The sequence below is a fragment of the Herminiimonas sp. CN genome, from assembly GCF_000622895.1.
Classification (GTDB): domain Bacteria; phylum Pseudomonadota; class Gammaproteobacteria; order Burkholderiales; family Burkholderiaceae_D; genus AVCC01.
The window spans coordinates 22,932-35,821 of record NZ_AVCC01000011.1; the positions used below are offsets into that span (position 1 = coordinate 22,932).

The following is a 12,890-nucleotide window of genomic DNA, read 5'->3' on the forward strand; positions in this document are numbered from 1 at the left end:
TCGTCGGCCACACCCATGGCACAGGTGCTGCAGACCCGCGATCTGTGCAAGTCGTTCGGCGGACTGGACGTTACGCAGTGCCTGAACCTGGCGCTGGCGGCCGGTGCGCGCCATGCGTTAATCGGGCCCAATGGCGCCGGCAAGACCACTTTGATCAATCAGCTGACCGGCATATTGCGGCCATCGAGCGGATCGATCTGGCTCAACGGTGCCGACATCACGCAGCTGGCGCCCCATGAACGGGTCGCGCGCGGCCTGTCGCGCACGTTCCAGATCAACACCCTGTTTCCACAGTTAACACCGCTGGAGGCGGTCACTAACGCGATCTGCGAGCGTGAGAGAAGCCGCTTGAGCGTGTGGCAACGCAGATTTTTCGGACTGTCGCGGCGCAACGATGAAATCGGCCAGGCTTATGCTTTGCTGGCGCAACTGAATCTGGCGCAAGACTGCATGCGTGAAACGCGCATGCTGGCATACGGCAAGCAGCGGCTGCTGGAAATCGCGCTGGCGCTGGCGGCGCGACCGCAGGTGCTGCTGCTCGACGAACCGGCAGCCGGCGTGCCGGAAGGCGAGAGCGATGAGCTATTTGCCGTGCTGTGCGCACTGCCGCGCTCGATCAGCATCCTGCTGATCGAGCATGACATGAGCTTGGTGTTCCGCTTTGCCGATCGCATCACGGTGCTGGTTGGCGGCGCCGAACTGGTGACTGGCACCCCTGCTGAAATCGCGGACGATGCGCGGGTGCGCGAAGTGTATCTGGGGAAGGGGCATTGTAATGCTTAGACTTGAAAACCTGGTTGCCGGTTACAGCGACGCCATCGTGCTCGATGATTGTTCGCTAACGATGAAGGATGGCGAAAGTCTGGCGCTGTTAGGCCGCAACGGCGTCGGCAAAAGTTCGCTGCTACTTACGCTGATGGGGCATACACGGGTGCGGCGCGGCGCCATCCGCTGGTGCGGCCAGGACCTTCTGAAGATGCCTGCCCATGCACGCGCCCGTGCCGGCTTGGGCTGGGTGCCGCAGGAACGCGAAATCTTCCGTTCACTGAGCGTCGAGGAAAATTTGACGATGACCGCGTTGCCCGGCAAATGGAACCTGCAGGCAGTCTATGCGTTGTTTCCGCGACTGCAGCAGCGGCGCAAGAATTTCGGCAATCAATTGTCGGGCGGCGAGCAGCAGATGCTGGCAATCGGACGCGCGTTGATGCTGAATCCGAAACTGCTGCTGCTCGACGAGCCGCTGGAAGGTTTGGCGCCGGTAATCGTCGATGAACTGTGCAGCGCAATTGCCGGCATGGTGCGCGACCATGGGCAGGCACTGATCCTGGTCGAGCAGCACGTCGAACAGGCGCTGCAACTGACCCAGCGCGGTATCGTGCTCGAGCGCGGCCGCGTAGTGCATGCGGCAGACAGCGCAGATATTCTGGCCAATCTCGGAATCCTAGAGAAATGGGTCGGAGTCCGCCTGCAATAGGTCCAGTGTGCTGGGATTGACTGGAATTTGCTGGCAGAACCGGTGCCACGTCACATGCGATTGCTCCGAACAGAATCAATCGGCACATTGCCTGCACTCTGCGCACGCGACCCTGGACAACACTGGGGCAGGGACGGAAGAGCTGCCTATCCAGGATAGCCGCGCGGCGGCTATCCTTGCCAGTTGAAGCAACCAGCTACCAGTTTTGAACGTGCATTCCGCGTCGTAAATCACTTTGAGTCGGTGCCATACTGTTTCTTCTGGCGGTTTTTGCCAGCCCGATTGAAGCGCAACAGCTAAAAAAAGAGGCGCTTTTACACGCCCCAAAATCTTCAGAGGAGAACGCAGAAGATTGATCCTGACCATGGCCGCCTGGTGCGTCAGGCGGCCATGGCGAAACTTTCCTCCTGTACCGTCACGGCCTTCTGCGGCAACAGGAAATAAGCGAGTGCCGGCAGCAGGATCAGCGCACCCAGCATGTTCCAGACAAACATGAAGGCGAGCAGAATGCCCATATCCGCCTGGAACTTGATGGGCGAGAAGGCCCATGTCGCCACCGCAAGCCCTAGCGTGACACCGGTCAACACCACCACCCGGCCGGTGAAGAGCAGCGCCTTGTAGTAAGCCTCCGACAGGCTCATGCCCTCGCGCAGCCGCGCGAGCGTCACCGTCAGCACGTACAGCGCATAGTCGACGCCGATGCCAACCCCCAGGGCGATCACCGGGAGTGTGGCGACCTTGACCCCGATGTTGAGATACACCATCAGCGCCTCGCACAGAACCGAGGTGAGCATCAACGGCAGCACCGCACAGATTACCGCGCGCCAGGAGCGGAAAGTTATGAAGGCGAGCACGATCACCGCCGCGTAGACCAGGAGCAGCATCTGCACGTTGGCGCGCTTGACCACGATGTTGGTCGCCGCCTCGATCCCCGCATTGCCCGCTGCCGAAAGGAAGCGCAGTTCCGCGTTGTTGTGCTTGGCGGCGAAGGCCTCAAAGGTCTGTACCACGCGGTCCAAGGTATCTGCCTTGTGGTCCTTGAGCGAGACGTATATGGTCAGCAGGTCGCAGTTCTGGTTGAAGAGCTCCCGCGGTGCGCGCGTGATGATGGCGTTAAGCATCTCCTGGCTGCGCGGGATCTCGTACCACTTCAGGCTGCCTTCGTTCATGCCGGCCGCGGAGCGCTTGGCCAGTGTCGCCAGCGAGTTGGTCGATTCCACTCCGGGCAGTTGCTGCAGCTGCCATTCCAGGGCATTGACTTCCAGCAGCGTATTGTAGTGCCCGCAGTGAAACTGCGGAGTCTTCACCATCACCACATAAGTGTCGCTGCTAGCTGCGTAGTTGGCCACCATGTAGGCATTGTCGATGTTATAGCGGGAGTTGGGCCGCAACTCCGGCGCCCCGGGGTCGGTGTCGCCGATCTTGAGCTGCAAGCTGATGGCAAAACCGATCACCCCGAGTATGGTGGCGCTCACGATAGCGATCCTTGCCCATTTTGGTCTGGTGAAAAGATCGAGAAAGGCCCAGAACGGGTGTTTGCGGTGCTGCCCGTCCATTTTATCCATTAGCTCGGACTTGAGGCTGCGCTGGGCGGCTTTCGCGTCCACCCCGGTATACGAGAGCAGGATCGGAATGAGCACCAGATTGGTAAAAATCAGCACGGCAACACCGATGCTGGCCGTCACCGCAAGATCCTGGATCACCTTGATGTCGATTACCATAAGCACGGCAAAACCAACAGCATCGGCCAGCAGTGCGGTGATGCCGGCCACGATCAGGCGCCGGAAGGTATAACGGGCGGCCACCAGCTTGTGCGTGCCGCGGCCGATGTCTTGCATGATGCCATTCATTTTTTGCGCACCGTGGCTCATGCCGATAGCGAACACCATGAACGGCACCAGGATCGAGTAGGGATCGAGCTCATAACCCAGGGTCGGCAACAGGCCGAGCAGCCACACCACCGCAATCATCGAACAGAGAACGACCAGCATGGTGCTGCGCAGGCAGCGGGTATACCAGTAGAGCACGCCGGTGCAGATGGCAATCGCCCCGGCGAAGAACAGCAGCACCTGCTGCAGGCCATCGATCAGGTCGCCCACGACCTTGGCAAAACCGGTGATGTGGAGCTTGACGTTTTCGGTTTCATATTTCTGCCGCAGCTGCTCCAGACGCTGCGAGAGCGTGTGGTAGTCGATGAGCTCTCCCGTTTCCGCATTCTTATCCTGGAGCGGCACGAGCACGATGCTGGATTTGTAGTTGGCAGCCACCAACTGCCCGATTTCACCCGAGCGCTCCACGTTCAGCCGCACTTGGGCGAGGCTCTTGGCTGAGCCGTCGTAGTCCTCGGGAATTACCGGGCCGCCGTCGAGTCCATCTTCCGTGACGCCAGTCCAGCGCGTGGCCGTGGTCCACAGCGACTTCATGAAGGGGCGGTCTACGCCAGGATACAGAAAAACCTCGTCGTTGATCTTGCGCACCGTCTCCAGATAGGCTGCGTCGAAGATAGTGCCATTCTTGCTCTCGACGGCGATGCGCAGCGTATTGCCGAGCCCTGCGAGCTGCCCCTTGTTCGCCAGGTAGTTGACGATGTAGGGGTGCTTGGCGGGAATCATTTTCTCGAACGCGGCGTTGAGTTTCAGGCCCCGCGCCTGGTAGCCGAGCACGGCGGTAATGATCAGACAAAGCACCACCAAGAGAATTCGGTGGTTGAACAGCAGGCGCTCGACCATCGATCCGGATTGGCGGTCGAAATCTTCGAGGTTGCGGATGACGGGGTGCTCCGCGAGCTGGGTATCGATACTCACTGTTTATGCTCCGGGAGATTATTTTTTTGAGGAGAAAGCCGCGTCATACCGCGGACGCCGCTTAAGATCAGGCTGCCGTCGGCAGCTTGCGCCACACCAGTGAAGGGCGAGGGCTGAGACACGGGCACCGCCTTGAAACTGCGTCCGCTATCGCGGCTTTGCAGCACCCGGCCGGTCTCGTCTACCAGCACCAGCGAGCCGTCCGCCAAACGACTGCCGGCGGTAAGCGTCACGGGCAGGCCCGTGTCGATCTTCTGCCAGACAACGCCGTTATCGTCGGAGCGATAGACGTTGCCGCGCAGTCCAAACACGACGAGTTCTCCGCCCTGCGCTGTGAGCGCACCGAAGTAGGTTCCCACATAAGGCGTCTTCACTTCGCCAAATGTCTTGGCTGCGTCGCTGGAGCGGTACAGCGCGCCCTGCTCGCCAGCCACATAGAGCTCTGCTCCGGCGGCATAGATGCTGTACAGGTGTTTGCCCCTGGGATTGTCGAGGTTTTGTTTGAGCGACTGCCAGGTCTTGCCGCCATCGTTCGTGGCAAAGATCAAGCCGTAGGCACCGACCACCAAGCCGTTGTTCTCGTCGGAGAAGTAAACGTCGAGCAGCGGTTTGTCGGAACCGTCCTTCACCAGCTGCTCGGCTTCCCTCAGGTGCTTCTCGGCGGCAGGGCCGCCTTGCACCATTTCGGACTTGGCCGCTTCCAGTTCCAGTTGCGCGGCCTGCCGGCCGTCGAGCTGTTTGACCCAGGTTTCGCCCGCATCGCTGCTCTTCAGTACGACCCCGCCGTGACCCACGCTCCAGCCCTTGCCGGATGTCGCGAAGTGCACGCTGGTAAGCGCCACGCTGGTGGGCACCTTGGCTTGGCGCCAGGTGTTGCCGTTATCGTCAGACAAGAGGATGATGCCCAGTTCGCCGACCGCCACCAGACGCTTTTCGACGCGATTTACGGCCAGCAGCACGGATCGGCTGGCGTGCGAGCTTACCTGCGCCGGCCGATTCAGCAAGTCCGCCTCCGCCCGCGCCGGCTCTGCCAGGCAATTCGAAGCGCCGCCCGCTGCCGCCAGCAAGGCTGCCAAAACACACCACTGCCGCCGATAAAAATACATTGACATTCACTGCTCCATTTATTCTGTTGCGGACATGAGGTTTTGTCCTGCCGAAGGTAGCATCTTCCCGCAGAGGGCGACCGGCGTTGAACCCGGCCTCCCCCCGCGATCTGCTTGTTTAACTCAGCGACTGCTCTCGGCGGCTACCGCTTCACCCGTGTAGAAGTTCTCCGGCTTGCGCGGCACGACCCGATACGTTTCTTCGTTGAGAAACTGCACCGCGCTCATGGTGTTGGCCTGCAGGTTGAACACCACGACTGGCCTCAACACCACTGCCGGAATTTTCGGCACCACGAACGGCGTAACCTGCGAAGTGCGCCACAGCTTGCCTTCGGCGTCGTAGCCGTCGACCAGAGTAACGAGCCAGCTATCCTCGTCAACGTAATAGCGCCGCTTGGGCACGGCGTGTCGCTTGCCCGGCGCCACGTTTGCCTCGACCACCCAGACCCGGTGCAACTCCCAACGCAGTTTGTCCGGATTCAGGTGCGACTTGCTGAATGCCTCATCGAGCTTTGCCGCAAGAAAGTGGTTGTCGTTGTACGGAATGTACATCTCCCGTTTCTCGACGATCTTCCACTGATAGCGGTCCAGCCCCCCAAAAAGGCCCTGAACCTCGTCAAAGTAGTTGGCGCCCGACGCCACAAAATCCGGCGTATCGTAGCCCACGGTCGGCGCCCGCCGCACGCGGCGCTGTCCCACCAGATACTGCCAAGCCTGTCGCGGCTGGGCCGCATCGATGCCGTCGTGGATCACCAGCGATTCGCCGACTTTGAAAGAAGGTGCCGTGGTGTTGAAGCGCTGAAGGGAATACTTTCCTGACCACTTTTCAGCAGAACCGTCCTTGTAGTAGTACGGCATACTCCAGTAATTGTCGTTCCTTGTCGCTATCGTCCATGTGGCGTCAGAGGAGCCGACCACATTTTTGAACCCGTATTCGATCGATTCCGCTTCCACCCTCAACAAATGGTTCCACATCACTTCAGTGCCGTCCTTGGGCATGGGGAACGGGACGCCTCCATAACAACCTTCGACCGAAAGACCGCCATCCTTGGTCTTGCAGTTGGTCGCATTCTTCAGGGTATTGTCGTAGACCCACTTTGGAGCCGCTGCGGTGCGGTGCGTCGGGTAGACGTCGACCCGGAAGGTGTCCGGATATTTTTTCAGCAACGCACGCGTGCCTTCGGTCAGTTTTTCAGCATGTTGCGCCATGTTCTTCGCAGTAATCTGCAGCAGCGGTTTCTCGTTGGCGAACAGATCCACCGGTACGTCGCCGCGCATGGCGCCCGCCGGTGCCTTGGTCATGCCGCCGTCCCAGGCGGGAATCGTACCGTCCTTGTTGCCGGCCTTCTCCCCGCCGAGCGGGGTCAGCGTGCTTTTCAGCTTGGCTGCTTCTTCTGCGGAAACGGCGGCCAGGGCTGTACTGCTCGTAGCGATGCCTGATATAAGGGCCAAGGCCAGGGCGAGCGTTTTCGGTTTCATAGTCATGTCAGTCTCCTCCATGTTTTTAGAATGTACGCTGAATAGACAGCGTGATGAAATCGCGATCGGCGTAGTACTGCTTGTAACTTGCCTGGGTGTTTGTGGCCGGATCCAGTGATGGCGCCGGCCCGGCTGACCCGAAGTAGTGGGTGTACTGCAGCCCGGCTTTCCAGGTTTTCTTGTAGTCAAAATTCAAACCGATGCTGACATCACCACCGTGTTCGGGAGCGACCTGGAAGATTGCCGAGCGCCCGCTGATGCCGTAGCCCACTGCGATTGGCACCTGCAGATCCATCCCAGGCAACACTTGAAAATACTCAGGCTGGAAAACAAAGCGCGTCGCCCAGGCATCCCGTGTGTGGGTGCTATTTAGTACCCCGTTCGGAAACGCCGGATTTACCGGGTTGCGCGTTACGCTGAGCAACCGGTTGAAAGCAAGCTCGCCGACAAAGCTTGCGCCTTGCCAGAGCGCCGTCGCAGGCAACAAGGTAATGGCCGAGAGATTGGCGTGCAAGCTATTGCCGACCGCATACGCCGTGTTCTGGTCGTTGTCGGCAGCGTTGTTAAAATTGATCACCAGGTCGCCCACCGGGTGCAGCGGCGTGTTGCGGCGCGTCGACAGCTCGCCGCCCACATTGGTTTCCCCGATCAAGGTGGAGAAACTGGCCCCGTAGGTCTTGATGTTTTTGGCATAAGCCAGTCGATAGGTCCCGGCACCAAACGCACCGTTCGGATCGGTGACATTAAGGATCGGAATCGGCGCCTTGTCGTCATATCTCGCCGCGTACAGTCCAAATTCCACGTCATTGCCGGGAATCTTGAATTTCACTTGCCCGCCGAATTGACCGGAATCGCGCCCCTTCTGGTCTGCAAGCCGGTTCGCCGGACCGCCTGGCCCCAGCAATAGGTCATTGCCGTCCCCCACAAAATCGGCCGGACTGAAGTAGCTTCCGGTCGCTGGCAGACGCAATGGGCGCCACTCGTACTGGTAGTAGCCGCCCACGGAGACATTCGAATTGATCTGCAAGTTGCCCGAGAGCTGCCCGACCGGCATACCGATTTCCTTGAACTGCGTGCCAGGAACGGAAAAAGCCTTGATCAGATCCACCGGTCCCTGCGCAGCCGCGATGCCGTTGGCGCCCAGAAACAGGGTTTCGCCATAGAGCAGGGTGTGCCGGCCGGCGCGGCCGCTCAGCTTCATGCCCTCCCCCAAATCGGTGCTGCCCCACACGAAGGCGTCCGAGAGTTCCGCCTTCCGACCCATCACGCGCTTGGTCGGGTCGGTGAATCGATTGTTGGGTCCGCCATTAGCCGCACCAAAGGTATTCGGAAACGGTATCGATGCAGGGAAATCGGTGCTGTCTTTGTTGTAGACGCTGTCATACCAAGCAGCGGCGGAAACGCGCGCTCCGAAATTCTTGGCGGAGATATCCAACTCGGTCAGCCAGTCGAGTCGATTGTTGATCAAACCCTTCTTCAGATTAAGGTCGCCCGCATCGACGTTCGGATTCGCAAAGGAAGCAGCCACCCGTTGGTCTGGATCCTTTAGACGCTGGCCCGCCGTATATTTGAAAGTGTTGTCCCAACGTGCCTTGATGTCCGGGTTTCCGGTGTCGAATTCAACCGCCCAGACCGCCTTCACCGGCAATACCGACGCCAATGCAATCGCAAGTGCCGTTGCTCTTGCAGGAAAAACCCCGCTTATTATTTTCATACCACTCCCCCAGAGATGTGTCCGCTTATTGGTTACCCGCGTGAATCACGCTATTGTTTTCTCTTTGTTACGCCAGGGTTATGTGCATGAATCGTGCCAGAAACTAACTACTTGAATATATTGGTTTTTATTTTAATGCACCGCAACATATTGATTTATAAGGGTTTATCAAATGATTAAAAAAAAAGAACTTTGATTATTTGGTAAATATATCGATGCTATAGTTTTCATCAATCACGGATAAATTCATCCGGTTGTACACAAATGACGCTGGCGTCAGGCTGCCGCGTCACCGATGCTAAGCCTCATGCTCGGCTCCAGTTGGTGACCGTAAATTTCATCTTGGGAATGGTGGCGCCGGATTATTACCTTGGCACCGTTGGTGTGGGCCGACGACAAGCGGGATAGCAGCGGCCCGGAGGTGCCGGCGCGGGGCGCGGCAATGAAGCTGACCGGCCTGCGCCGTTTCACAGGCGAATGGCGTGCCATTCGAAATCCCGGCTACACCCTGCATCTGTCGCCATGCGCAGCAACGCGGCCGGCGGGGGTCGATGCCGGGTGCGGCAACCGGATTTTTCAGGCGGCATCGCTTGCCGTCAGGCGATTGAATTTTTCCTGCAGCTGCTCGGCAGATTCGGTGCGGTCCGGATCGATAGTGATGCAGTCGACCGGGCAGACGTCGATACACTGCGATTCTTCATAATGCCCGACGCATTCGGTGCATCGGTCAGGATTAATTACAAAGATGCCGTCGCCGGCGCTGATCGCGCTGTTTGGGCATTCCGGTTCGCATACTGCGCAATTGATGCAATCGCCGTTGATTATCAAAGCCATTTCATGCTCCTTTTTAAGTTAGTCGGGGCCTTGCGTAAAAAATCATCACCCCAGGTTTTTCCTGATTTCATAATTGCGTGAAGGATCGCCAGCAATGCATGCATACCTGCGACCAGCGCAATTTTGGCGTGTATAGGCAAAAACAATGCTATGTCACCCTATTTAATTGTGGACTTTAAAATACATACACCTGTATTTTCGAACCGCAAAAGCCTGCCGCTGCGTCATTCTGCTAATCCAGCAGTGGCCGGCTAAAAATTTAATTTATTTAATTTTTAGCCAGACACTGCTTTTTGTTAATCCGAACCTCAGTCAATGGTCCACGTATCGCCGCTGTTGAGCAGGTCAGAAAGATTGCCCTTACCCCTGGCTTGCAGCGCTTTGGCGGCTTGTTCGATGTTGCGTTGCTGGTAGGTCGGCATTTCGAGTGCGCGGAATACGCCCAGCGGTACCGGGAAGTCGGGCGCTTCGAACTGCGCCAGCAGGAACGCCAGTGCGCTGCTGGTGGAAGTTTCATCGTGCACCATCAGGTCCGCTTCGGTGATGCCGTTCTCACCAACGCGGACCACTTCAGGCGTCAATCCGCGCAGCCGGACGCCATGCTTGCCGTCATTGCCAAACAGTAGTGGCTTACCGTGTTCGAGCACGATACGGGCGTCGGCGCGGGTCTTTTTGTTGGTTAGGCTGTCGTACGCGCCGTCGTTGAAAACAATGCAGTTCTGTAAAATTTCGACGAAGGCGGTGCCCTGGTGCTGCGCCGCGCGCGCCAATACGCGTTGCAGGTTCGGCAGATCGGTATCGACTGCGCGGGCGACGAAAGTGGCGCCGGCGCCGAGCGCTAGCGCCAGCGGGTTGAACGGGCGGTCGATATTGCCCTGCGGGGATGTCTTGGTTTTCTTGCCCATTTCAGAGGTTGGCGAATATTGGCCCTTGGTCAGACCGTAGATGCGGTTGTTGAGCAGGATGATTTTCAGGTCGACATTGCGCCGCATTGCGTGAATGAAATGGTTACCGCCAATCGCCAGCGCATCGCCGTCGCCGGTCACGACCCAGACCGACAGGTCCGGCCGCGATAGCTTCAGACCGCTGGCAATCGCCGGCGCGCGGCCGTGGATACTGTGCATGCCGTAGGTTTCCATGTAGTACGGAAAGCGACTGGAGCAACCGATGCCGGAAATAAACGCGAAATTTTCGCGTGGGATGCCGAGCGTCGGCAGCAGCTTCTGCACTTGTGCCAGCACCGAATAGTCGCCGCAGCCCGGACACCAGCGTACATCCTGACTCGATTCGAAATCCCTTTTAATCAGGCAGGAGGGGGCGTCGGTGGCCGTGGCAACTGTTGTTGCAATGTGAATCACGTCTTTCATCTGGTTCATGTTGTTCTCCTCAGCTTAGTTCAGATCAATTCCATGATGCGCTCGTAGATTTCCGACACCTTGAACGGCTTGCCCTGTACCTTGCACAGCGGCAGCACATCAACCAGATAGCGCTCGCGCAACAGCTTCGACAACTGTCCCTGGTTCAGTTCCGGCACCAGGATGTGCCGGTAGCGGCCAAGAATCGCACCGAGATCAGCCGGCAGCGGGTTCAGGTGCCGCAGGTGCAGGTGCGCGACCGACTTGCCTGCAGCTTCAGCCTTTTCGCGGGCTTGCGCGATGCTGCCGCAGGTGCTGCCCCAGCCGACGATCAACAACTCGCCGCTGTCCGGCCCCGCCACCTGTGAAGCCGGGATGTCCTGCACAATGCCAGCCACTTTGGCCGCGCGCACCTCGACCATGCGCTGGTGATTCATTGGATCGTGCGAGATATCGCCGGTCAGGAAATCCTTTTCCAGTCCGCCGATCCGGTGCTCCATGCCCGGCGTGCCAGGCCTGACCCACGACCGTGCCAGGTTGGCATCGCGCGCATACGGCTGGAAGCCGTCCGGCTCGGTACGGTAATGCACTGCCAACGGCGCCAGATCGGCCACGCTGGGGATCAGCCACGGCTCGGCGGCATTGCCGATGCCGCCATCGGACAGCATGATCACCGGCGTCATGTATTTGACTGCGATGCGGAACGCTTCAATCGCACAGTCGAAGCAGTCGGCCGGCGAACTGGCTGCGACTACCGGCAGCGGACATTCGCCGTTGCGGCCGTACAGCGCCTGCAGCAGGTCGGATTGCTCGATTTTGGTTGGCAAGCCGGTCGACGGGCCAGCGCGCTGCACGTTGATCACCACCAGCGGCAATTCCAGCATTACCGCCAGCCCCAGCGCTTCGGTCTTCAGCGCCATGCCGGGGCCGGATGTGGTGGTCAGCCCCAGCGCGCCGCCGTAGACCGCGCCGATAGTCGAGCAGATCCCGGCAATTTCGTCCTCAGCCTGAAAGGTGGTGACGTTGAAATGCTCCAGTGCGGCCAGTGCGTGCAAGATGTCAGTGGCCGGCGTAATCGGGTACGAACCGAGAAACAACGGCGTGCCCGACAGCTCGGAGGCGGCGACGCAGCCGAACGCGGCGGCCTGGTTGCCGGTGATGCTGCGATATTTGCCGGGGCGCGGCTCCGGATGGCGTACTTGATAGATAGCGGGGAATATTTCGGTCGCCTCAGCATACGCATAACCGGCGCGCAGCGTGGTGATATTGGCGGCGGCAAACTGCGGTTTTTTGGCGAATTTCTTGCCGATTTCTTCAATTTCATCTTCCAGCGGGCGGCTGTATAGGCACAGCATCATGCCCAACGCGAAATAGTTCTTGCATAACTCGATCTCTTTTTTGGACAGGCCCGATGCGGCCAGCGCATTGCCGGTCAGCGTCGTGATGTTAATGCTGTACAGCGTATAACGATCCAGGCTGCCGTCTTCCAGCGGATTATCGCGGTAGCCGGCCTTGGCCAGGTTGGCGTCGCTGAAAGCGCCGGTATTGGCGATAATGGTGCCGCCATGCTTCAGATCGGACAGATTGGTCTTCAGCGCGGCCGGGTTCATCGCGACCAGCACGTCGGGCGCGTCGCCGGAGGTGAACACCTGATGCGTCGCATACTGGATCTGGTAGCCGGAGACACCGAACAGGGTGCCGATCGGCGCCCGGATTTCGGACGGATAATCCGGATGCGTGGCGAAATCGTGCCCGGCCTTCGCCACCGCCATCGAAAAGCCGTTGCCGGTCAGTTGCATGCCGTCGCCGGAATCGCCGACGAAGCGAATCACGACGCTATCCAGTTCTTCGACTGGGCGTTGCTGTACGCCGCTGGTTGCTGCTTGTGTTTGCATGGCCCTCATCCTTGATAGTGGCGCGCTGCGCTGGAGTGGCGACAGTCGCGATTTGGTGGAAGATGGATTACATTATGCAGCAATAATAGTTTTATATCAAACAAATATTTGATGTTTTTTTGTCGATTTTTACGGCATGCAAAGGCTATCTATACTGACCTATCGCCCCGCCATGTTTTTGCATATGCCGCTTCCCATCAGATATTTTGCATTGATATCAACCTATATT

Annotated in this window: 10 protein-coding genes; 2 read left to right on the top strand and 8 right to left on the bottom strand. The window is 58.7% G+C overall.

Annotated elements, in window-relative coordinates; translation table 11 throughout:
* Positions 1-15: 15 nt before the first annotated feature.
* Together HMCN_RS19670 and HMCN_RS0104265 are read left to right on the top strand one after the other, a co-directional pair.
* On the top strand, positions 16-783 hold the full coding sequence (locus HMCN_RS19670; protein WP_202962643.1) for an ABC transporter ATP-binding protein: 768 nt from the start codon (positions 16-18) through the stop codon (positions 781-783).
* A complete protein-coding gene (locus tag HMCN_RS0104265; RefSeq protein WP_025916216.1) occupies positions 776-1,474 on the top strand; it encodes an ABC transporter ATP-binding protein in 699 nt (232 codons plus the stop codon). The genes HMCN_RS19670 and HMCN_RS0104265 overlap by 8 nt, the downstream gene beginning before the upstream one ends.
* A gap of 380 nt (positions 1,475-1,854) precedes the next feature.
* Here HMCN_RS0104265 and HMCN_RS0104270 read toward each other — a convergent pair whose 3' ends face one another.
* The 8 genes from HMCN_RS0104270 to HMCN_RS0104305 all read right to left on the bottom strand — a co-directional run bounded on the left by HMCN_RS0104270 (position 1,855) and on the right by HMCN_RS0104305 (position 12,661).
* The gene (locus HMCN_RS0104270; RefSeq protein WP_081801408.1) at positions 1,855-4,203 is read right to left on the bottom strand and encodes an RND family transporter; all 2,349 of its coding nucleotides are present in this window, start codon (positions 4,201-4,203) and stop codon (positions 1,855-1,857) included.
* Positions 4,204-4,274: 71 nt separating this feature from the next.
* On the bottom strand, positions 4,275-5,390 hold the full coding sequence (locus HMCN_RS0104275; protein WP_025916218.1) for a YCF48-related protein: 1,116 nt from the start codon (positions 5,388-5,390) through the stop codon (positions 4,275-4,277).
* 117 nt (positions 5,391-5,507) lie between these two features.
* Entirely contained in the window at positions 5,508-6,836 is a 1,329-nt protein-coding gene (locus HMCN_RS0104280; protein WP_238551949.1) for a DUF1329 domain-containing protein, read from the bottom strand.
* Positions 6,837-6,888: 52 nt separating this feature from the next.
* The gene (locus HMCN_RS0104285; RefSeq protein WP_025916220.1) at positions 6,889-8,577 is read right to left on the bottom strand and encodes a DUF1302 domain-containing protein; all 1,689 of its coding nucleotides are present in this window, start codon (positions 8,575-8,577) and stop codon (positions 6,889-6,891) included.
* A gap of 276 nt (positions 8,578-8,853) precedes the next feature.
* A complete protein-coding gene (locus tag HMCN_RS0104290; RefSeq protein ID WP_025916221.1) occupies positions 8,854-9,066 on the bottom strand; it encodes a hypothetical protein in 213 nt (70 codons plus the stop codon).
* Positions 9,067-9,153: 87 nt separating this feature from the next.
* Positions 9,154-9,411, bottom strand: coding sequence for a YfhL family 4Fe-4S dicluster ferredoxin (locus tag HMCN_RS0104295; protein ID WP_025916222.1), 258 nt, complete (start codon positions 9,409-9,411; stop codon positions 9,154-9,156).
* A gap of 308 nt (positions 9,412-9,719) precedes the next feature.
* A complete protein-coding gene (locus tag HMCN_RS0104300) occupies positions 9,720-10,787 on the bottom strand; it encodes a 2-oxoacid:ferredoxin oxidoreductase subunit beta (protein ID WP_025916223.1) in 1,068 nt (355 codons plus the stop codon).
* A gap of 20 nt (positions 10,788-10,807) precedes the next feature.
* Positions 10,808-12,661, bottom strand: coding sequence for a 2-oxoacid:acceptor oxidoreductase subunit alpha (locus HMCN_RS0104305; RefSeq protein WP_025916224.1), 1,854 nt, complete (start codon positions 12,659-12,661; stop codon positions 10,808-10,810).
* Between the last annotated feature and the right edge of the window lie 229 nt (positions 12,662-12,890).

Coding starts and splice junctions, on each gene's coding strand:
- HMCN_RS19670 (WP_202962643.1), top strand. CDS start 16: ATGGCACAGGTGCTGCAGACCCGCGATCTGTGCAAGTCGTTCGGCGGA.
- HMCN_RS0104305 (WP_025916224.1), bottom strand. CDS start 12,661: ATGCAAACACAAGCAGCAACCAGCGGCGTACAGCAACGCCCAGTCGAA.
- HMCN_RS0104290 (WP_025916221.1), bottom strand. CDS start 9,066: ATGGCACGCCATTCGCCTGTGAAACGGCGCAGGCCGGTCAGCTTCATT.
- HMCN_RS0104300 (WP_025916223.1), bottom strand. CDS start 10,787: ATGAACCAGATGAAAGACGTGATTCACATTGCAACAACAGTTGCCACG.
- HMCN_RS0104270 (WP_081801408.1), bottom strand. CDS start 4,203: ATGGTCGAGCGCCTGCTGTTCAACCACCGAATTCTCTTGGTGGTGCTT.
- HMCN_RS0104265 (WP_025916216.1), top strand. CDS start 776: ATGCTTAGACTTGAAAACCTGGTTGCCGGTTACAGCGACGCCATCGTG.
- HMCN_RS0104295 (WP_025916222.1), bottom strand. CDS start 9,411: ATGGCTTTGATAATCAACGGCGATTGCATCAATTGCGCAGTATGCGAA.
- HMCN_RS0104275 (WP_025916218.1), bottom strand. CDS start 5,390: ATGTCAATGTATTTTTATCGGCGGCAGTGGTGTGTTTTGGCAGCCTTG.
- HMCN_RS0104285 (WP_025916220.1), bottom strand. CDS start 8,577: ATGAAAATAATAAGCGGGGTTTTTCCTGCAAGAGCAACGGCACTTGCG.